20 protein-coding genes are annotated in these 22,132 nt (G+C 38.3%); 10 read left to right on the top strand and 10 right to left on the bottom strand.

Features of this window, described 5'->3' with window-relative positions:
- Positions 1–224 precede the first annotated feature (224 nt).
- The 3 genes from AAW12_RS21330 to AAW12_RS21320 form a co-directional block, all read right to left on the bottom strand.
- On the bottom strand, positions 225–899 hold the full coding sequence (locus AAW12_RS21330; RefSeq protein WP_046675710.1) for a LytR/AlgR family response regulator transcription factor: 675 nt from the start codon (positions 897–899) through the stop codon (positions 225–227).
- Between the two features lie 5 nt (positions 900–904).
- Complete coding sequence (locus tag AAW12_RS21325; RefSeq protein WP_046675709.1) at positions 905–2,401, bottom strand: TlpA family protein disulfide reductase; 1,497 nt, start codon at positions 2,399–2,401, stop codon at positions 905–907.
- An 87-nt stretch (positions 2,402–2,488) separates the two neighbouring features.
- The gene (locus AAW12_RS21320) at positions 2,489–3,994 is read right to left on the bottom strand and encodes a sensor histidine kinase (protein WP_046675708.1); all 1,506 of its coding nucleotides are present in this window, start codon (positions 3,992–3,994) and stop codon (positions 2,489–2,491) included.
- A gap of 346 nt (positions 3,995–4,340) precedes the next feature.
- On the opposite strand from AAW12_RS21320, the gene AAW12_RS21310 reads away from it, so the two are divergent.
- From AAW12_RS21310 to AAW12_RS21290, 4 genes are all read left to right on the top strand, one after another.
- Positions 4,341–4,991 (top strand): hypothetical protein, encoded by a 651-nt coding sequence (locus AAW12_RS21310; protein ID WP_046675706.1) that lies wholly within the window; start codon positions 4,341–4,343, stop codon positions 4,989–4,991.
- A 195-nt stretch (positions 4,992–5,186) separates the two neighbouring features.
- Entirely contained in the window at positions 5,187–5,585 is a 399-nt protein-coding gene (locus AAW12_RS21305) for a hypothetical protein (RefSeq protein ID WP_046675705.1), read from the top strand.
- A gap of 155 nt (positions 5,586–5,740) precedes the next feature.
- Entirely contained in the window at positions 5,741–6,274 is a 534-nt protein-coding gene (locus tag AAW12_RS21300; protein ID WP_046675704.1) for a GNAT family N-acetyltransferase, read from the top strand.
- Positions 6,275–6,832: 558 nt separating this feature from the next.
- On the top strand, positions 6,833–7,366 hold the full coding sequence (locus tag AAW12_RS21290) for an NADPH-dependent FMN reductase (protein WP_046675702.1): 534 nt from the start codon (positions 6,833–6,835) through the stop codon (positions 7,364–7,366).
- A gap of 111 nt (positions 7,367–7,477) precedes the next feature.
- Here AAW12_RS21290 and AAW12_RS21285 read toward each other — a convergent pair whose 3' ends face one another.
- The 7 genes from AAW12_RS21285 to AAW12_RS21255 all read right to left on the bottom strand — a co-directional run bounded on the left by AAW12_RS21285 (position 7,478) and on the right by AAW12_RS21255 (position 17,418).
- Positions 7,478–8,626: a peroxiredoxin family protein gene (locus tag AAW12_RS21285; protein ID WP_046675701.1), complete on the bottom strand. Its 1,149-nt coding sequence runs from the start codon at positions 8,624–8,626 to the stop codon at positions 7,478–7,480.
- 8 nt (positions 8,627–8,634) lie between these two features.
- On the bottom strand, positions 8,635–9,825 hold the full coding sequence (locus AAW12_RS25800; RefSeq protein WP_053003911.1) for a thioredoxin family protein: 1,191 nt from the start codon (positions 9,823–9,825) through the stop codon (positions 8,635–8,637).
- A 76-nt stretch (positions 9,826–9,901) separates the two neighbouring features.
- Positions 9,902–11,350, bottom strand: a complete 1,449-nt coding sequence (locus tag AAW12_RS21275; protein WP_046675700.1) for a RagB/SusD family nutrient uptake outer membrane protein — start codon at positions 11,348–11,350, stop codon at positions 9,902–9,904.
- 12 nt (positions 11,351–11,362) lie between these two features.
- Complete coding sequence (locus AAW12_RS21270; RefSeq protein WP_046675699.1) at positions 11,363–14,971, bottom strand: SusC/RagA family TonB-linked outer membrane protein; 3,609 nt, start codon at positions 14,969–14,971, stop codon at positions 11,363–11,365.
- A 94-nt stretch (positions 14,972–15,065) separates the two neighbouring features.
- Positions 15,066–16,205, bottom strand: a complete 1,140-nt coding sequence (locus AAW12_RS21265; RefSeq protein WP_046675698.1) for a FecR family protein — start codon at positions 16,203–16,205, stop codon at positions 15,066–15,068.
- Positions 16,206–16,301: 96 nt separating this feature from the next.
- Positions 16,302–16,895 carry an RNA polymerase sigma factor gene (locus AAW12_RS25795; protein ID WP_053003909.1) on the bottom strand — a complete coding sequence of 198 codons (594 nt, stop codon included), beginning with the start codon at positions 16,893–16,895 and terminating at the stop codon, positions 16,302–16,304.
- A gap of 175 nt (positions 16,896–17,070) precedes the next feature.
- Positions 17,071–17,418, bottom strand: a complete 348-nt coding sequence (locus AAW12_RS21255; RefSeq protein ID WP_046675697.1) for a winged helix-turn-helix transcriptional regulator — start codon at positions 17,416–17,418, stop codon at positions 17,071–17,073.
- Positions 17,419–17,530: 112 nt separating this feature from the next.
- Between AAW12_RS21255 and AAW12_RS21250 the strand changes: the two genes are divergently transcribed.
- From AAW12_RS21250 to AAW12_RS21225, 6 genes are all read left to right on the top strand, one after another.
- Entirely contained in the window at positions 17,531–18,595 is a 1,065-nt protein-coding gene (locus AAW12_RS21250; RefSeq protein ID WP_046675696.1) for an NADH:flavin oxidoreductase, read from the top strand.
- A 163-nt stretch (positions 18,596–18,758) separates the two neighbouring features.
- Positions 18,759–19,412 carry an alpha/beta fold hydrolase gene (locus AAW12_RS21245; RefSeq protein WP_046675695.1) on the top strand — a complete coding sequence of 218 codons (654 nt, stop codon included), beginning with the start codon at positions 18,759–18,761 and terminating at the stop codon, positions 19,410–19,412.
- Between the two features lie 318 nt (positions 19,413–19,730).
- Positions 19,731–20,789, top strand: a complete 1,059-nt coding sequence (locus AAW12_RS21240) for an L-dopachrome tautomerase-related protein (protein WP_046675694.1) — start codon at positions 19,731–19,733, stop codon at positions 20,787–20,789.
- Positions 20,790–21,120: 331 nt separating this feature from the next.
- Positions 21,121–21,435: a hypothetical protein gene (locus AAW12_RS21235; protein ID WP_046675693.1), complete on the top strand. Its 315-nt coding sequence runs from the start codon at positions 21,121–21,123 to the stop codon at positions 21,433–21,435.
- A 32-nt stretch (positions 21,436–21,467) separates the two neighbouring features.
- Positions 21,468–21,788: a hypothetical protein gene (locus tag AAW12_RS21230; protein ID WP_046675692.1), complete on the top strand. Its 321-nt coding sequence runs from the start codon at positions 21,468–21,470 to the stop codon at positions 21,786–21,788.
- A gap of 11 nt (positions 21,789–21,799) precedes the next feature.
- Positions 21,800–22,132, top strand: coding sequence for a hypothetical protein (locus AAW12_RS21225; RefSeq protein WP_046675691.1), 333 nt, complete (start codon positions 21,800–21,802; stop codon positions 22,130–22,132).

Genomic DNA, 22,132 nt, shown 5'->3' with positions numbered 1-22,132 from the left:
GGTATAGGGTAAACAAATCGGGTAAATCCCATTGTTTACTTTTTTCCTAAATATCGACAATGCATTACATGACTTTAAATTTTAAAAATTGACAACACTAATGATCTATTGCTACAAAAGTATTAAATTTATCTTAAAAACATAAACACGCTCCCTTAACCTTTTGACGGCGCAGCTCCTTCCCTACTTTCTAATCAGCTTTGATTTATCAAAAAACGCGTCAATTAATATAATTTCAATTCAGTGTATGTTTTTCCAATGGGAATAACCCGGTCTGCTACCCAAATTTGGGTTTTATCGAACTTAATCAGTTTACTTCGTGCGACGATAAATGCTCTATGGCAACGAACAAATTCACTCTTCGGGAGTAATTCCAGCAGCTCGGTAATGGTAATTCTGGAGCTAATGCACTTATCGCTCAAATGTATTTGGGTGTAATTGCCTGATGCTTCAATATACAGGATACGGTCGAACTCAACTTTAACATGTTCATAACCATCTTTGACGAACAGGTAGTCTTTGATAGGCTCCAGCTTTTTTGCCCGAAGACCATACAATTCGCTGGCTTTGTTGCAGGCTTTCAAAAACCTGCTCATAGAAAATGGTTTAAGCAAGTAATCAATTGCATCGAGTTCGAAGCTCAATAACGCATGCTCAGAATAAGCCGTTGTAAAAATCACCATTGGCGATGTATTCAAACTCCGCAGAAACTCTATCCCTGAGATATCGGGCATTTTTATATCTAAGAAAATAAGGTCCACCTGCTCCTTCTGGAGATAATCAATCGCCATAAATGCATCCGTAAATGTACTTTTTAAATCAATAAAAGGGACTCTAGCTATAAGGTGTTCAATGACCTGCAGTGCTACAGGTTCATCATCTATCGCGATGGCAATCATAGCAATTATTGGTTTAAAATCTGATCTAGTTGGTCATACAGTTGTTTTCCATTACTTGGTCGAAGTGCCTTTTCCACAACTAATTTTCCTGTTTTATCAAATATAAAATATTGCGGATAATATTCAGCTTTGTCTTTTGCATTTAGCAGCAATTCTTTCCAAAGGGGCTCAATCTGTTTCCTATTTTTACGTAAATGGATTCCGGTTAAATTGTTGACTCGAATAAAGTCTTTCCAGTCCTGATCGCGATGGTCTTCATCCATATCCAAATAAACGAAGGCAATATCTTTATCCATATATCTTTTCTTCAGTTCGGGTGTATATTTCAATTCAAACTTACAAGGACCACACCAGGTTCCCCAAACATCCAAATAGACCACTTTTCCCTTCAATTCGGCAATCAGGTCGTAGATCGACGAAATAGGTTGATCATCTTCAATCAACCGGATCTGTTTGTTCTGCTTATTCGCTACCAAAAGAGCGTCAAGATTGGCAATATAGCTTTCAATCAGCGGTTTATGTTTATCTGCTGGAAATATCTTCCAATGTGCCCGTGCCAATGCTTTTAAATGTGGTAAGTCTCTGTCATGATATAGATTGACCAATTGCTGAAAATTGTATTTTTCTACGATAGGCTTGGAAAAATTATTTAAAGCACCAATAAACCGCCAGTAATCTTTACTGTAGATAGTCATTAATCTATTTGCACTGTCTAGGCTTATTCCGAAATAAGGAATAGGCTCACTTGACGGAATTTTCTCGGCCCGAATCTTAACAAATGCTTTCGTTTCCAGATAACGTATGTAATTGTCAAGGAAAGAATAAAAAGAGGGGCCTCCAAAGTCATCCTGTAAATTAATAGATGCTTTTCCAAACAGCGCTAGAACTAAACTATCTGCAGTAGACTTTGGCAATTCAGCGACACGGGCAAAATCGTTCAGATGGTTCATTCGTTGCGCGTAAAACTCAGTACGAATATAGTTTTTTAGTTGGGTAGACAATGGGCTAGTTTGGATCACTTTATTTATTTGATTGCAATCCGCTAAACAGGGAATTAACACTTGCTGTCTCAACTGAGCCAAAGAGCATTTAGCAAGATTATTTAAGTTCGGGGCCTTCATAAAAAAAGGCACTTCATCGTGTTTTATTTGCTGTATAATTTTATTTTCTGTCAAAGCACTACCGTATGTAAATACGATAGTACTATCGGTTAAATTCAGGATAAGATCTTTACCGGGGCTTAATAACAAGGTTTGAAATACACCGCTGTAATTTAGAGTCGCGGATTTTCGGGTCGTTATTGGCAGTGCGACCTCAAATGTGCCATCGCTGGCAACGGGTATTCGTTTCGAATTTTCTTTATAAAAACCGAAAATAAGAGGAATATTGATTTCCAAGGCCTTGTTTGGATCATAATTCCGAATCTTACCGCTCAATTTAAACTGAGCATAGCTGCTTAGACAAAACAAGGTCATAAGCAAAAAAATAACTGTTTTTTTCATTGCTGTTAATTAAGGAACCAATAAATCAGGTGAATTATGGAATAAAAAATAATGGAACTAGCTAGATGTAAATGACACGAGTTAGATCTAAAGATGTAATGTTAAATGTACAAAAAACTCATTGGCATTTTCATGTATTATCAATTCATGCCGATCTCGATATAGTAATAACAGGCGTTGTCTTACATTTCCCAAGCCTACGCCGCTTTTTAGTTTTTCGGGGTCATTATCACTTTTTGGATTAATGCTATTGCTCACATCGAAAAACAGAACTTGATCCCGCACTTGCAAGGAGATTTTAATATAAGACGATTTCTGAAGGCTTATACCATGCTTAAACGCATTCTCAACGAAGGGTATAAGCAACATCGGTGTAATTTGATAATTTTCAAACTGCTCTTCAATTTCCGTTGTAATAGTAATCTTGTCTGACATCGAAGTCCGCAAGGTCTGCAAGGCGATATAATTATTCAGGTATTCTATTTCACGCATCAACAAGATTTTATCTTGCGTATTTTCATGGAGCATAAACCGCATCATATCGCCCAATCGCTGAATTCCCTCCCCTGTCCGTTCGGCTTTTTCCTGTAATGCCGTGCCATACAATGTGTTTAAGGCATTAAATAAAAAGTGTGGATTTATTTGGGATTTCAGAAAAGTCAGATTGGCGTCCGACTGACCGAGCTCTGTACGCAAGGAGGCAATTTCGTTGTTACGCATTAGACGTTTTTTAAAGAGAAACCAGGAAAGCGGAACGCTAACCAATAACTGCGTGGGTAAATGAAACATGGCAACGATAAAGATCACTTCACTGGTCCGGTTAAAGAAGAATAGGGCCAATATGCTTAATGGTATGACTAAAACCAAACTCACCGCAGCGATAATCCAAAAGAAGTCGCGGAATTTCTTTTGTTTTTCATGTAATTTTGGCAACAAATAGTATAAGGAATAGATTACGATACCAACCGCAGACAACACGACCAAAGTCCATAACACCGAAAGTTGGTAATGCGAGTGCGATATGATCAAAAAAAACAATCCGATAAACCAAAAGCCAATTCCAAAGGCCAAATCCATTTTTAGCTGCTTTTGTATAGCCGGGTTTTCAACCCTGTTTTTAAGCAGATAGCTGATCAAAAATTGCATGCAGGTGTATAGAGAAATTACGATTGTCCATAGAACTGCTTGTGTTAAGGACTTAAAAAACATGCTATTGTAGCCTCTTTGAATACTATCAAAATCTATAAGCTCATAGGTATGGCTATAGGTCCGGCATACACCTAAAATCAGTCCGGATATCAAGATCAGAGCAGCTAGTAATGAATAATTCAACAACTCCCTTTTTTTATTGATGAGCGCAGGAATAAGAACAAAATTTAATGCGAGAAACATCAAATATAGAAGCAGATAATAGCTAAACTTAGGAACAAAAAAATTAAAAAAATAGGAGTAGTTTATTTTCTGACCAATGAAATAGTTATGCATACCACTATCATCCCGATTGTTTGTATCAACAAGCAAAGCATAAACAACAGCGACAAATACAATAGTTGCCATCCAAAATTCTATTTTTCTTACGTCTTTCAATTTCATGTTATTGATTTTGATAAGACAATATTAACTGAAATGAAAACATAATACAGAAAAATGTGATGAATCCCACCAAAAATGTGACGAATCAAACTTTATTCATCTTATATAGATAGGATTCTTTTGTTGTTCATATAAAATCGGATATGATTTTACTATCTTTAAGCTGAAAAGTATCAAACTGGCTTTATTAACTTTATTCAAAAAAACACTACATAAATTAATCCGCTGTTTCACACATTCACGTCCGATTTTTGCAGCAACTGTTACGGCAAATAGCCAAGATTGCACAAAGGCATTGGGCTGTCGAATGGTCATAAATACAGGTATTAAAAAAATAATCGATCATATGGATAACTATATCGTATTAAAAAGGTTTACTAGCTTAGAGGAAGCTCAGGAATGTCATCAGCTACTTTCGGATAGAGATGTAAAAACGCGGTTGGCTGATAATCTACCCCCTGTGGATATTACATTTTCTGGAAATACGGTAGGACACCAATATGAGATTCAAATAGACCCCGCCAATTTCGCAAATGCAGAATCTATTTTAGAAGAGCAGGAAATGCAGTCTCTCCCACTGGTTGAAGATGACCACTACCTGTACCAATTTTCCGACGAAGAGCTTTTCGAAATCCTGCAAAAACCCGATGAATGGAACAAATTGGACTATGCGCTTGCCAGAGAAATTTTATTAAAAAGAGGGAAAGAGATTGATCAGGAAAAACTTGATCTTTTGAAACATGAGCGGCTCATGCAACTACGGGAACCGGAACCACAACAGAAGTATTGGATTATTTTTGGCTATATTTCAGCCCTTCTAGGTGGACTTTTAGGCATTGCAATCGGGTATATGTTGTTTAGTTCTAAAAAGAGTCTTCCGACTGGTGAACGGATATTTTCTTACTCTGATCATGACAGAAAACATGGGACAAACATATTCTATATCGGATTATTTGTATTCACAATATCCGTTCTCATCAGAATTCTCTGGGGCTAATAGTATAATATTAAATCCATGTATTCTTTTAGCAGAATAGATCGGTGGAGCTTCGTTATTGTGTCCATTCTGTATCATATTACATCCAATTAGTTTTAACACTAGTAAATTTTTAATACTAAAAAAATACCGATATTTAAGATGATATCTTTATTCTTGAATTATTTTTTGTAAACCTACAGACAAATTAGCTTTATGAATAGTTTAAAGACCACAGCCACTCATTTCCGTTATAAGAAGCATCCGGGAGATCTATTTAGAAATACGTCGGTTCAATTATTACCTCATCCCTATAAAAATCAAGAAGACTTTTGGGTGTGGTTTCACGCTTTCTACCATCGCAGTGAAGACATTTCAGATTTAGGCGACCTGTACAAACAGCTTCACGATACGCCCTGCCAAGAAACGATAACAGCATCAAAAAATGAGATATGTTACGCTGCTGTGGCGAAAGAACGTCTCTTTGAGGAAATAAAATCATTGGAGCAAAAGATCTATCAGGATTGTTTCGAAAACTTTTATTTGCTGATTATTGAAGGGCGTATCGAGCTGTTAGAAAGTCATCCAATTGAAAGTAAAGAATCTAGCTCTTAATATCTATTCTTTAAACCGTTATGCATTATTTGACTTGTGCGATTATAAGGGAGGACGATAAAAATATAAGGAAAAGAATCTCATAAAACTTCCCTACATTTATAAAAACTAAGTAACCCGTAATTTCATTTTAGCCATATTGAAGACTTAATCAAATGAAAAATTTCCCACAATTAGAGACAGAACGACTCATTCTCAACGCCATTGAAACGACTGATATTCCACAGATTGTAGACTATCTGCAAGACAAGGTTTATTCGGACTTTACCTCAAATATTCCCTATCCATACCGAAAAGAAGATGCTGAATATTGGCTTAAATTAGCCGAAGAAGCGTTTGCCAATCGTAAAGGATTCACTTTTGCTATTCGAAATAAAGATAAAAAACTGATCGGAGCTATTGGTCTGCATGATGAAGGCTCGGACAAGGCTGAGTTGGGATACTGGATTGCTATTCCTTATTGGAATAATGGTTATGTCACGGAAGCTGCAAAAGCAATCATTGAGTTTGGATTTAAAGAGTTAAACTTTAACAAAATCTTTGCGACCTACTTCCCCCATAACCCGGCTTCGGGGAAAGTCATGGAAAAAATAGGCATGAAAAAAGAAGCGCTGTTAAAACAACATTTAAAGAAAGATGGCCGGTATTATGATATTCCGTTATACTCCATTTTTAAGACGGAAAAATAAAACAGCAATTCCTCATGGATAAAAAGAATATCAAGTTGCGCTGTGATTATACATTTCCTATACTTATTCTTCTTTTTGGTTGTATTGCTATATTCCCAATAATAATTTCTAAGTATTCCATTTCTCTGTTAGGGATAATATGGGAGACTTGCTGTGGGCTCATCATATTTACAGGCGTTTGGAGATTTGAGCACTTCGAAATCAATGGAGATACACTTACCAAAGTAAACTTAGGTGGATTATATCGAAAGGATTTAAATATGTGTCATATAACCAGATATACAAAAAAAGTAATTGATATGAATCACTTTCGGAATCCGCTTAATATCATAAAGTTATTCAGTAAGGAGGAAAAATATTTTAAATTCAGAATCATAGAACTTCAGGCAACAGATAATTTAATCATGATAATAAATGAACGAAATATGCATAGCGACGATTTCAAACATTTATACCATATCATCAAAACCTATCAGAAACGACAAGTCAAGTCTAAATCTCCAATTGTTTCGGGAAATTAACTAAATTTAAACAACCGATAATCATAAAGAATAAAACATGAAAATATTCGCTTTCGCAGGGAGTAATTCTTCCACATCGATTAACAAACAATTGGTCAAATTTGTACTTAAAAGCTTCGAGGGGCATGAGATTAATTTGATCGACCTGAATGACTATAACATGCCTGTCTTTTCTGTAGACCTTGAAAAGAATGGGTTCCCACAGGAAGCACAGCTTTTCCTTGATCATATTGCCTCCTGTGACGTGATCATTTGTTCCCTCGCAGAGAATAATCGCTCCTATAGCGTAGCATTTAAAAACGTATTCGACTGGGCATCTAGAATAAATGTTAAAGTTTTCCAAGACAAACCCATGTTGCTTATGACAACGTCACCCGGAGGTTATGGTGGTGGAAATGTAATGGCCGAAGCGCAGAAATTCTTCCCGCAGTTTGGCGCTATCATAAAAGAAACATTTTCGCTTCCCAAATTTTACGAAAATTTTGATCAGGATAATGGTGTAATCAATCCGGAACACCTCAATAGTTTGAGGGAAAAAATAGCGGGCTTCAAGGAACAGATTTCTTTCTAACGTCAAAATCCAGTGTCATTTTTCTGGCTTTGTGATTGTCTTTTTGCAAAAAAATAACAAAGAATGGCAGGAAAAATTAAGAAGGGGCAAATTGCAATGCCCCTTCTTATGTTATTTAAGTAACTCTTCGAGTTTCTCCATCAACTTTACTCCTTTTAAGTTAATTCCTACGATCTTACCTTCGGGAGAGATGAGGTAATTTTGCGGGATAGCTTGAATACCGTACAATTGAGCCGCTTGGTTTTGCCAACCATTCAGATCAGACACCTGAGGCCAGGTTAATCCATCTTGTTCAATCGCTTTCAGCCAGTTATCTTTCTTTCCTGGTTTATCGAGTGAAACACCCAGTATCTCAAATTTTGATCCTTTAAATTTTTGATAGGCTTTCACCAGATTAGGGTTCTCTGCACGACAGGGACCGCACCATGACGCCCAAAAATCCAAAAGCACGTATTTACCTTTAAAATCTGAAAGTTTTAACTCTTTACCTTCAGGAGTTATCTGTGCAAAATCTAAAGCCGGCTGTCCTATTCCTAGTTTTTTTGCCAGTTGAATAGCTGCATCCAATTTTTTCCCAATAGCTGTTTGCCTTAATCTCGATGACAAATTGAAAAACAAAGGTTCGGTGGTAACTACATTATCATCGTAGCTGGCAACTTCCTGCAAGGCCAACAAACTGAAGTAATTGTCTGGATTATTGACGATAAAATTTCGCTGCGCCTTCTTACGCTCTGTTTCGATCTTGTCTATTTCTTGCGCAATTTGGTTGAGCGCATTCTCGTCACGATTTTTTGCCTGATACAAATCAGCTCTTTTAGACTGCTGAACCATAAGCTTTTTCTCATAGGAGTTTAAATAATCTTGATACTGCTTATAGGCTACCTGCAGTTTACCACCTTTCACCAGGGAAGACTCAAAAGGACTTTGAACAGTGATTTGCGTATTGGGTTCCATAGGATCTACATAAAATGTAAGACGCTCCATCGGGCCACCTTTGCGGCTAAAGAAGGAAGCACCATCTTTGGAATAAAATAACATGACTTGTGTTGGTTCCATAATTTCCCCTTTATAGATCACATCATTGGGTCCAAAATTAATAGAGTCAATTGTCAGTTTTCTGTCCACGATGTAGCGAACAAATGCTTTAGATTTTGCGGGAAATTGTTTTCCCTTTATTGTTAATTGAAAGGGCTGTCCTTGAGCAAATACTGTCCCAAGACAACTTAAAACCAAGAATATGGATGTAGCTATTTTTTTCATATTGACTATTACAGTGCTTTAGCACGTGCCACAAGTGCATCGGCCAGTTTAATAATTTTTGAAGTTTCGAGTTCAGCCAAGCCACGTGCAGCTTCTGCAGCTTGAATAGCTTCTTTCTTTTTTTTCAATGCGATACAAATATCGGCCAATGTCCCTTGATTGGAATAACTTGAGGGATTCAATCCGACTGCCTGTTTGGCCAGCACATAGCATTGTTTTAGTATGATTGGATTTGCAATATTTCCTTTTGCATTGGCATTGCGACGGGCAATAAAACTCAATCTCTCGTCCTCATTTTTGAGCAGGCCTTTTCTTAAGACATTCGTGAGGGTAACAAAATCCTTATCGTTACCATGTGCAGCTGTCCATTCTACTTTATACAGTGCAGCTTCTATTTTTTGTTCTGGATCTTTTAACCCTTCAAAATAAGCTACACCAGCATTAAACTCATCTACTTTATGATCTCTGATATAGCCATACATAGCATAACGTAGCAGCTGTGCCTCTTTTTTTGCAAAATCTGCCGGCACGGCTATGCTTTTAAAATAAGATTTGTTCGACTCAAAAAATTTTCCGTAGCGATCATCCAGACTTTGTGCCATCATTTTTATGGTCTCCCATCCATTTGAGCTCCTCAAAAATTCATCGGTAGCCATGCTGTCCAATGCCTTTTTCGCTGCATTCGCTGCTTGACTATCGGTTTGTTCCATCACTTTAATATAGCGAATCAGGAAGTTCGACTCCCGCATACCCAAATCATATGATTTACGCAAATTGGGGATCTGAAAATTGGGATCATTAGCTTGCTCTGCCTGCTTCAAGAAAAGATCGGCTTCCATGCGAGACTGGGTTCTATAGATCAATGTCCCCTGCCCATCTAAAAATAAATACGTGGGAAAACTTCTGATTTGGTATAATTTAGCAATATCTACGCCCTCTCCTATCTCACAGTCAAATTTAGTATTGATAAACCTGCTATTAAAATAACGAGCGACTTCAGGCTGTGAAAACACATTACTTTCCATCCATTTACAAGGAGCGCACCAGGAGGTAAATCCATCTAAGAAAATCAGCTTATTTTCCTGTTTGGCCAATTCCTTTGCCTGACCAAAAGTGAGCTTCTGAAACTGTATATGTTCTTGTGCAAACAATAGCATCGACTGTGTAAAAGCTAATGCTGTCATTAGTATCTTTTTCATTTTTTTTTATTAAGATCCTAATCAATCTCTATGCTGATAGAAATTGATTAGGATGAGCGGTCTATATGTAGTTTTGTTATCGTTCGTATTGGGGAATTCCCGGATTCAACGAAAGTACCTTGGGCGGAACTGGAAGGATCATCCGGGCATCCGTTGATTCCATTTCGAAAATTTTCCCGCCCAATGGATGTTGAATTGACTTCTTAAAATTATCTGCTATAGCGAGTCGCTTCAAATCGATCAACCTATCGGATGCCATAAAGGGCATTTCACGACGCCTTTCGTCAAGTACCGTCTGTAAAACGACTTTTGGATCCGTTGAGGTTAACACCTTATTATTTTCTATTCGGCTATTTCTTAATGTATTCAAGAAACTTAGTGCCTCTGCCGTGTTACCTGTGCGGACAGCGGCTTCTGCAGCAATCAAAAACAATTCAGGCGTATTAAATCCTGTACTAAATTCGACGTAAGGTGCAAATAAAACCCGACCGGGAAACTTCACGATATTGGGTCCAAATGAGGCCTGATCGCGACAGAAAAATAATTCATAACGTTTGTCCTTTGCACCTGCAGGCAAATCTTTGGCGTAAGTATCAATCAGCTCTTTAGAGGCATAAAACTCGGCATTGGGGCTACCTAGGGAACTTGTTCCTAACCGAGACCATACGGCCTCCATATTCGTTCTAGAATCGGGAAATTGAACCGAATTATCTGTTTTAAGACAAACTCGTCCCCAAGTCGTCTTGTCCTTATTGGTATATAAACTATAATCAATGAGCGTTTTATTCACAGCAAGTGCTTGTTTTGCATTCTCAAGGGCCTCTTTGTATTTTCCCTGATAGAGATAAACGCGACTTAGAAAAGAGAAACCGACGGAACGTACTGCTTGAAATCTATTTGACTGCACTGTACTCAAATTTGGCAACGCGTCATTAAGATCGCTAATTACCTGATCATAGATCGCCTGAACAGATACACGTTCGTATTTTTGATTGATATCCTCTTTCAGCACCAAAGGTACCCCTAGATCTTTTGTGGCACTTGCAGGATTATAATGAGCGGCATAGATATTCACTAGACTAAGGTATTCAAATGCACGACCGACCTTAGCCTCAGCCCAAACCCTTTTCTTTTCGGCTTCCGATCCCTCTGTTGCTGCCAATACATTGTTAATAACAACATTGTAAGTGAATATGTGGCTATAAGCCGATTCCCAGTATGGATCATACTGGCCATCTTCAAATATCGCACCGTGAGCAAAGCTATAGAGTTGTTTTTTCACATAGTCATAATAGTCATAGCTTGCTGCCGATTGTACATCCTGAGGATCTCCGGACTGTAAATTATCTACTAAATAGTTCGGATAAACAGCGGAAGCCCTTACTAAAGATTGATCGTTTAGAAGCAATTTGTAATCATTCAGATTTTCTGGAATTGTAAAACCTTTTGGTTTAATATCCAAGTATTTGTTACAGCTATTCAATGTCAATAAACCGAATAGCAATCCTATATATATTTTTCTCATGATATTTTCTTATTAAAATCCTACAGATACGCCTAAATTGTAAATTGTAGGTGCTTGTATACCTCTACTTGGACTGGTTACTGTACTAAACCCGGCCCAAACCTCAGGATCAAGATTATCCTTGTTAGCCACCCAACGCCATGCATTCAATACCTGTCCTGTCAGACGCACATAAGAAAGTTTTGTCGGGGCAATCCATTGTGCTGGAAGGCTGTAGGATAATGAAATATCGCGCAATTTAATATAGTCAGCCTTCTGAACAAATTTATGTGCAGCATTGAAAATATCGGAAATATTACCTGAAGCAGCAGAAACAAATGCAGGAGCAATATCAGGGTTACTTTCATCACCTGGGTTCTTCCAATAATTCAACCATAATTTGTCGAAGTTACTATTGTAGTTCAGCTCCGCGTATTTACTCAAGAACTCTGGATGAACTCCGCGCATCACATGACCGCCATTGAAAATAAACATAAAGGAAAGCGTCAAATCTTTATACTTAAATCCATTTCTGAAAGAAACGGTATAGGGAGGTACTGTTGTACCTTCGTAGATTAAATCATCGACGGTCAATTTTTGCGTGGTCTCTACCAGACTGCCATCAGCCTTTCGTGCCAAAGGTCTCCCCTTCTCATTTAATCCTGCATAATCTATACTATACAAACTACCCATTGGGATTCCAACACGATTTTGAGGAGCATAATAGTAGTAATACGGCGTATTCTGCTCAACGTAGAGATTTGTGATCTTATTTTTGTTGTAGCTAAAATTCAGTGTACTGTTCCAGCTGAAGTTTTTACCTTGAATCACCTTACCATTCAGCCCCAACTCGATCCCGCTATTCTGCATATCACCATAATTAAGTAACACGATATCCCATCCCAACGTCGGATCCAAAGGTGTATTCCCCAATAAATCAGCGGTTTTTTTATTGTAGATATCAAGGGTAGTTGTAAGTCTATCTTTAAATAGTGAAAAATCAAAGCCTAAATTGAATACTTTTGTTCGCTCCCATCGCAACAATGGATTTGGGGGAGAATCAATGTAGGCTTGCATTTCACCGTTGAAGTAGTTCAGGTTGTTATTCACCCTTGAAATCAAATATGGTCCATTATCCTTTGGCACATTTCCATTTACGCCATAAGTGGCACGTACCGACCAACGATCTAATGGTTCCCAATCAATTTTTGGTAGATGATATAAGGCGCCTATGGACCAAAGAGGTTTGTATTGATTTTTAATATTTGTCCCAAACAAATTAGATTGATCCATCCGGATGCTTCCACTTAAAGTCAACTTACGATCATAGGTATAAGATCCATTGGCATAGAAGGAAACAAATCTATCGACTAAATCCTTAAACCCAGTCTCTCTTTTTGAAATGGAATAGCTATTAAAAAGTGCCTGTGTATTTTGGATTTGAATCCCAAAAAGCTCTTCATTAATCCCTTTATAAACTAAGCTGCTTTCATCGTAGCCGTATTTATAAATATTTGTATAACGATTGTTAATCTGCCTACGTTCGGCGCCTGCAATAGCCACAATTTCATGTTTATCCCGACTGTTATATTGATAGTTGAATTGACCACGTAAGGTATAGCTATTGACATCGTTACGCTGTTCGGCAAATTGTCCCCCTTGTGGAATATTACGTTTGATTAATCCGTCTTTTCCAATTTGGGTGGCGTCATTCACCATACCTACAACCGATTGGGCATTTTTCCTATTCAATGTGCCATTATACCCTTCCGTTCGTTCACTTTGATAGGATAGGTCAAAATCCAATCCTTTGATAATTTTAAAATTGGCCGCAAAATTTAGGTTAATGTATTTATTATAAAATTTTTCGTGAATCGCGGCAACATGATTTAATGGAATATAGGTCTCATCTTCCAGTCCTAAGGCTTTTAACCGGTCTATTTCAAATTGAGATTTTGAATTATACCATTGCGCCGGAGAACCGTCTTCATTTTCAAGCAGATAATAGGACGCTTTGCCCCCCATATAGTTATCGTAGAAATTGAAGCCAATATCGCCCTCCCTATTTTGATTTTTTCCCAATACATTTGCGCGTAAACTAAACCAATCGGTAAACTTAAAATTATTTTTCAGACTGAATCCCAGCTCTTTATTTGTCGCACGACCTTTGTTGTAATCTCCAGGCTGTGTATAATTGAGGGAATAATGATAGGTATAACGATCGGATCCGCCCGAAATAGCGAGGTTATGCTGCTGATCAAATCGAGTGGTATTCAGAAATTTATCCATTTGACTGAAGCGGTCACGATTTCGGTATACATCCAGACGTTTTTCCATCTCTTCTTCCGAAATCACGCCACCTTTGCGATCGTACAAAATTCGATACACATCATTCATTGATTTTCTCGGATCAATGGCAGCATAATCTCCCGAACGATAATTAAACATTTCCTTTTGAAAGTTAACCAATTCAGCACTACTCATCTGATTGAGGTAGCTGCGGCTTGGAAGTCCTCTAAAAGAAAGCGTATTACTATAATCGATTTTTGTTTTACCGGCGTTACCTATTTTTGTTGTGATCACAATGACACCATTGGAGGAGCGTACCCCGTAGATAGAAGCTGCCGATGCGTCTTTTAGAACCGTTATAGCAGCAATATCATTGGGATTAATTGCTGTTAAGTCGCCTTCAAAAGGCATTCCGTCAACAACGATTAGCGGAGCAGCCTGAGCGTTGATGGTGGAACGACCACGCACCTCGATCCCCAGATTATTTTTAGAATTCTGCGGACTTGATGTATTTCGCACCAAATTTAGTCCGGGCAACAATCCATCGATCCGGTCCAATAAATTAGGTTGAAGCCGTCCTTCCATGTCTTTGGCAGTGACCTGTGCAATTGATCCTGCGGCTCTTTCTTTGCTTATTTTTTGGTATCCTGTATTGACCGTAATGTTCACTTCCTCCAATTGCTCGTCCAATGCCCTTAAGTTGATTGTACCTAAATCCGACTTAGCTGCAATCGTAAATGGAGCAAATCCGACCATTGTAATGTCCAAAAAGCTATTCGAACTAACGCCATTAATTTCAAAATAACCATGCTGATCTGTAACGGTTCCTTTTGGAACACCTTTTACACGAATCGTTGCGCCTTGAAGCGGTCTGTTGTTATAATCGACAATAAAACCTTTTACCGTCATTAACTGATTAGTGATCGATCGTTGAGTCTGTTGAGATTTTTCGTGTACGACAATAATCTTCCCCTTGATCTCAAAATCGAGATCCAAATCGCCCAATAACTTCCAAAGTGCATTTCCCAACGACTCCTTTTTAACAGTTAAGTTAACCTTTGTATCGGGATCAATAGTTGTGGCCGCCCATACATAAGAATAGCCAGTCTGCTTATTGATCTCCGAAAAAACCTTTCTCAACGACACTGATTTCTCATGTATCGATATGTTCTGTCCGTATGTTTTAGCTCCAACATGAAGCAGACAACAAGACATCATGATGCTTGTAAGCGATATGCGCATAATGTTTCCCCTCCATTGCGGCCTACCCCAAATATCTGGGCGATCGCTGTTTTTCATTTGTTGCGTTTGATCGTGTAGGGCACGACCAAGTTGTGCATAATTTTTATACATTTGTTTTAGGTTAAGAATTAAAATTCTGTTACAGTTAGAATTACTTGATCAGAAGCCCTAAATGTTGCAAGCGTTTAGGGTTTCGTCTTTTCATTTAGGTTGTTTTTTCTACATAAATGGTCTTTCCTTTAAATTTAAATTTAATTTTTCCGGTACTCTCCAGTACGTTGATGATATCTTTCAGACTGCTGTTACGAGACAACATCGCTTCAAATTTTTCCGATTTTATTTGGTTATCGAGATAGACGACATCCACATTATACCAGGACGCTAACTCATCCATAATAACCCGTAAAGTCTCCGAATTGAATACGAAATATCCTTCTTTCAATGCATTGCGCGCGTCAAGATCAATTATTCGTCGTTCGATCTGACCGAGCTTGATATACGATTCTTCCCCAGGTAACAGTATAATCTGCCTCTCGTCCTGTCGAACCCTAACTTTACCTTCGTATAATGTCGTTCTAAAGTCTTCTATATTCTTGGTTGATTTCACATAAAAATGTGTCCCCAATACGGAGATATTGATCTTCCCCGCTTTTACCACGAAAGGTTTCAGTTTTGGAACCTCACCTTCCCATGGTAAATATTTCTTGGCAACTTCGAAGTAGGCCTCTCCCACTAGACGAACTTCCCGCATACTATCTACTTCATAGTAATCCAACTGTGTTTTCGCATTCATCCACACTTTGGTTCCATCAGGTAATAGCATGGTCATTTTCCCTCCCTTGGGTGTCGCAGCGAATAAATTATTCACCCGTGGTGCTTTATTTTTACCGGGCGATGCAAACGATAATAGCGTATCTCCCGGAACCATCGAAATTGAATTTCCATCTCCCAGACGAACTACGCCCGTCATTTGAGCGGGTTGAATATCTTTATTCGGAGTCTCCTGATATACCGTATCCGAAAGATTATGGATAAAAAATAACACCAATAATCCAATCAATACTGCTGCAATACCGTAAGACCACATGCGTTTATAAAAAGGTTTAGGATATGAGGTAATGAGATAATCTTGTTCAAAGAGAGTAAATGACGTCTCCCAATCATAACGAGATATCCCGTCTAAATCCGCTTGCATTTGATTTTTGTTGTCAATCAGATCACAGAGCCCCTTATTGGCTTCCGTTTCGGATCTCCATGCGTCCAACTGTAATTTTTCGTCCTCACGCAATCCTTCTAGTTTGGATTTGCTCAGTAAATAAATGATATGCTGGGGTACTTGCTCCATATTGCTCTATATACTTAAAACAATATTTTGATTTCGTTTCTCTAAAGAGGTGGTAGATATTTTTACAAAAACCTATATATCAGAAGTATAAATTTTCTAAAAATATAGCAAAAGCAAAAGTAGGCAAAAAAACTGGTCAGGCTTGAGTCTTAATCTCAAAAGTTCAATTCCCCTTTTCTTTTGATTGTAAACCGTACTAGTGGTTAGTCCTAAGGAGATCGCTGCTTCCTGTGGGCTTAAATCTTCAACAATCAACTTGCGCATCACTTGTTTACACTGCTCAGGCAGCGTATCAATGGCTTCATGGATCGTTCGAAGCGTTTCCATATAGATCATTTGATGGCTGATCGGTAAATCGACCAGTTCAACTTGTGCTATATAAAAACTGGTCTTTTGTTGAATCCTATTCTCTTGTTGGATCCTGTTTAAAGCAGCATTTCTACAACTTGTGTAGAGAAAACCTCGGATTGATTCAACATGATCAAAATCAACCCGTCGTTCCCAAAGCTTTAAGAATACATCCTGTACGATTTCTTCGATGGTTCCTTTATCAAGGTTCATCTTTTCTAAAAAATAGCACATTGGACTATAGAACGTTTTGTACAGAAACTGTAAACCATCCCTTCTGCCCTCTCGAAAAGATTTTAAAAAATCTTGCTTGCTAAATTCTTGGTTTACCTTGTTTTTCACAATTCAATATTACTTAAATTTTAAATAAATATGAAAATTTCATTTATTGTGATCAACAATCCCGCGCTGGCAAGCGATAGAAAACGTACCGGCCAAACCGGTTGACACGATACTATTCCATTCGGCAGCGATAGCCTAAAAGCGAAGCAAGACCGATGTATTGAGATGCTAATTTCTACGCGATCAATTCTGGTGACACAGGCTCTTCATAGTAGGCTTCATTCCATTTGGCCAATTGGCACATAATAGGTATTAAAGCCTTGCCCTTTTCTGTCAAAGAGTACTCTACGCGTGGTGGGAGCTCCTTGTACTCTTCTCTCAAAATAATACCATCCTCTTCCAATTCTTTTAATGAACTGGTCAAGACCTTTCGAGAAATATGTTCGATGAGCGCATCCAGTTGACCAAATCTGGCTTTTCGATCGCGCAAAGTATAGATAATCACCGGCTTCCACCGAGTACCTAAAATTGCCATGGAACGCTGCATAGCGCAGGAACAACTTTTAAATTCAGTCCTTTTCATTTGAATATATTCAAAATAGTTACACGAAGGTAACTAGTTTACACTAATAATAGTTACAAATATATACTATTTAAAATATATTTGTAAAGATTTACGATTTAAAACGAGAAAAATGAGCATACAAACACTTTTTAATCCATTTGAGTACAAAAATTTAACACTCAAAAACCGCTTTGTAATGGCACCAATGACGAGAGCATTTTCGACGGATGGAATTCCCGACAGCGCTGTAGCGGGTTATTACGAGCGTCGTGCCGCGGGGGATGTCGGTTTAATTTTGACAGAAGGTACCGTTATCGAAAGACCTTCATCAAAGAATTTAAAGGATATCCCAAACTTTTACGGTGACCAAGCATTGGCCGGCTGGAAAAATATTGTCGATGCCGTGCACGAAAAAGGAGGAAAAATAGCCCCTCAACTATGGCATGTTGGTTATACTCCTATGCAATGGACTCCGCCGGCAGCTTTTGAAAGTCCGGATACGATGACATTAGCGGATATAGAGGCCACGATACAAGCTTACGCTGACGCTGCAAAATCTGCAAAAGACCTCGGTTTTGATGCTTTTGAAATCCATGGCGCCCACGGCTATCTGATCGACCAATTTTTCTGGGATGGAATGAACCACAGAACAGACGAATTTGGTGGAAAAACAATTAAGGAGCGTTCTAAATTTGCGGTTGAGGTCGTCAAAGCAATGCGAAAAGCGGTCGGACCTGATTTTGTAATCATTCTACGTTTATCACAATGGAAACAGCAAGACTACACGGCCAAGCTTGCTCCCACCCCCGCGGCTATGGAAGATTGGATCCTACCATTGACAGATGCCGGTGTCGACATTTTTCATGGAAGCCAACGTCGTTATTGGGAGCCGGAATTTGAAGGTAGCGACTTAAATTTTGCGGGATGGCTCAAGAAAATTTCAGGACAACCCACAATCACGGTTGGATCCGTAGGTCTTGACAAAGATTTTGGCGATGTATTTACAAATTCCGAGTTCAAGTCCTCTCCCGCTTCACTGGATGAACTGGTTCGTCGTTACGAACGTGGCGATTTTGATCTTGTAGCTGTTGGCAGGGCGATCTTGCAAGATCCGAATTGGGTGAAGAAAGTGCAAGCCGAAAAATACAACGAATTATCGACTTTTGAAGCGAAGAGTTTGGCGAGCTTATCTTAGTAAGCTCGAGCGATTAGGTGGATTAAAATTACGTTATTTAATATTTACGTTATTCAATAGTATAAACAGGGGCAAAATTTGATTTTCGAATCAATTTTTGCCCCTGTTTTGTAACGATAATTCAGTACCTTGTCTCCGCAAATGGATACAGACACTTGATTAAATGAAAATCACCGCAACCAAAATATATGTCATCAGCGGATTGGGTGTAGATCAACGTGTATTCAGCAAAATAGACTTTGGCTCGCTTGATCTAACCTATCTAGATTGGATTACACCAAGCCCCAATGAACCACTGTCTATTTATGCAAAAAGAATATCGACTAAAATTACTGCAAAGAACCCCATCCTCGTTGGGCTTTCCTTTGGAGGAATGCTTGCAATAGAAATTGCCAAGATTATCGAAACAAAACAAATTATTCTGCTTGCTTCAGCCAAAGGACGGCATGAATTAACCAAACTGTATCGCTTAGCAGGCAGACTCAAAATCAACAAACTGGTTCCTAGTCCGTTACTAAAGTTCCATTGTTTTCTATCAGATTACTTTTTTGGCATACGTAACAAAGAAGATTCCCGCTTGCTAAAACAGATTTTATACGATACAGACCCCATCTTTATGAACTGGGCAATACATCAAATTCTGCAATGGAAAAACAATTCGGTTCCGGACAATTTAATTCATATACATGGTAGTAAAGATCATATTATCCCCATCAAAAATGTAAAGCCCAACTTTATCATTAAAGGTGCGGGACATTTTATGACAGTCACTCATGCCCAGGAGGTTGAAAAGCTCTTGCAAGAAATCTGCTTGTAAATCACCTCCTTTTAATCACCGAGACCAATCCCAACTTTTCTAATCGCTCAGAAAATTAAATCCAAGTGAATTCGTATCGACATGAGACACACGATATGCTGAGCAGTGTAAAAAAGTATTATTTGAAGAAAAGGACAAACAATAATTGAGAATAGAAGGTTCCTCTATGAGAGCGCGGTCTCTTTACGTAACTAAAAAACCGCCGTTTATTGCTTAATGGGACCAGTCAAAAGTAATATAGCAAGGTTAAATTATAACAAGAATATGCGAACACGGCTCATATTAAGTTTTTTATTCTGTCACATCTTTTTTCTCACTATGCTGGCACAAGTTAATGATACTACAGCCCCAAAATTGGAGATCGCAGCAGCTTTAGGCCCGTACCGTCCGATCGGTGTGAGCGCTACCTCCAACAATCGATTATTTGTCTCCTTCCCAAAACAAACTAAAAATTATCAGTATGCACTTACTGAAATCATCAATGGAAAACCTGTTCCTTATCCAAATGAAGAATGGAATTTAGAAGGAAAAGAGAATTCCCACTTTGTAAATGTTCAGGATATATTTGTCGATACCGAGGACAATCTCTGGGTATTGGATTCTAAACCATCTGCTGCTGGATCAATTTTTGGCAAAGATGAAAAATCAAATCAAGGCCAGTTTAAATTATTAAAAATCAATACAAATACAAATCAAATTGAACATATTTATCGTTTCGACGACCTTGATAAAACCAAATCAGGTCTAAATGATATGCGTATTGATCACAAGCGAAATTTAGCCTATCTCTCCGATCCCGGTCAAGCGGCCATCATTATTTTAGACCTTAAAACTGGACAGACTAGAAAGGCTTTAACTGGAAGCCGTTTTACGCTGGCTGATCCTGATGTATTATTAAGCTATAATGGTATTGAAATGCGTAGTGAAAATGGAAAGCCTTTTTCTTCCAACGTGAATGGCATAGCATTGAGTCACGACTTTAAATATTTATATTTCAAACCGATCAATCAAACCCATTTGTACTGTATTGCAACAGAATTTTTAGCCGACGCAGGGCTGACGGATCAAGAATTGGAGGCAAAAGTGGAAGACAAAGGAGAAGTCGGAATCACGCATGGCTTACTAGCAGACATTGATGGAAATATTTATCTCACATCGTCAATAGATTATAGTATTAAATATTTAAATCCTGAGGGAAATGTGAATACCCTGGTAAGGGACTCCCGAATACTATGGCCCGATTCTATGGGTATCAGCGGAGATGGATACCTTTATTTCTCTTGTGCACAGCTCTTTAAAGACCCGCAATGGAATAAGGGAGCTGATAAGGTAGAGTTGCCATATTATGTCTTTAAGGTCAAATTACCGAAATTTTGAAAAAAATGTTACAACAAGTGAAATTCTTAAGCATAAAACTCGCGCTGACACATCTACTTTTCACCTAGATATTAATCTATGCGCAGCCTTCACAAAATTCCCTTCGACTAGTTCCCCTTTATATTTGTCCATCTTTTCTACCCACAAGAAATAGGAACTGAAATTCAGATTCATAAAAACAATAAAATCGAAGTAAAAGCACAAATCACTAAGACATGCCTCCAACTATAAAAAACAACAGCCTCTTAGATGAAGTATAAAATTTTTAGCAAAAACTTTTTTATACTAATATTTTTAGTATATTTGAATATCAGTTTTAGACAATGCTTTTATGGAACACAGCGCAGCATATGACAATAAGGATTTACACGTAGGTGACATCGTTCGCTTTCATACCCCCTATTCCGATGAGGATCCAAATACAATTTTCATTGTACTGTGGTCATACTACGATCCGGCTGGAAAATCATCACGGGCTGAAGTGGTTAAATTTGACCAACGTTCCAAACAAACACCTGTCATTCAGAAGTGGTTTATACGAGATTTAGAAAGAGTCCCCGAAGTAAGTCCAGAATTGCTGAAACAAATTGAGTTATTTATGAAAAGTAAACTTGGCAATGCTATTATCAGTAAGCTAGTCATCTAACAAATTTTAGATCTTCAAATTCGACTTAAAATATGGAAAATAAATTCAAAGAGAAGCGAGGGATGGTGTCAGGTCCGATCTGGTCTGACTGGCGCGAACAACTCCGGGAAAGTGAATTAATCGGCTTACATCAGAGACTCGAGAATCTAGAAAGAGAAATACTCCTTGATTGGCTACAATGGCATGATCCAAAAGGAAACTATACCGATCGTAAATGTATTGAAAATGGCGTGCAGCAGCTTTCCAAATTAAGGGCTGTCGCGTATATCCATAAAGAAATCCTGCGCATCCACATGAAAAGAAGATACAAAGCCTTTTCGCATACACACGCACAACTCATCTTTAACAACTAAAATTTCAGATTATGGAGTCTCTTATTAAACAGATCATAGCGCATCAGCTTCCAAGAATTCTAGCTATGGAATCGCATCGCACAGATTGGCGTTATCAGCTCATGAACTTAAAAGATAAGACGTTATTCGATAGATTAACGCTTATGAAAAGACAAGAATTACTCGAGTGGCTACAATGGTACGATAGTGCTGGAACTTACGCCGATCACGACTGTATCCGGAGAGGTATTCCCTTATTTACGAAGGTTCGGGCATTGACCGCAGCTTATCAGCGGATTATGCGTGAACATGAAGGCTGGGATGGCTATATGGGAAATCAATATATCCGTGGCAGTGTACTTTAA

Source organism: Sphingobacterium sp. Ag1 (assembly GCF_000988325.1).
GTDB lineage: Bacteria > Bacteroidota > Bacteroidia > Sphingobacteriales > Sphingobacteriaceae > Sphingobacterium.
The sequence above is the reverse complement of the archived record's forward strand: the minus strand, read 5'-3'. Positions and strand labels throughout refer to the sequence as shown.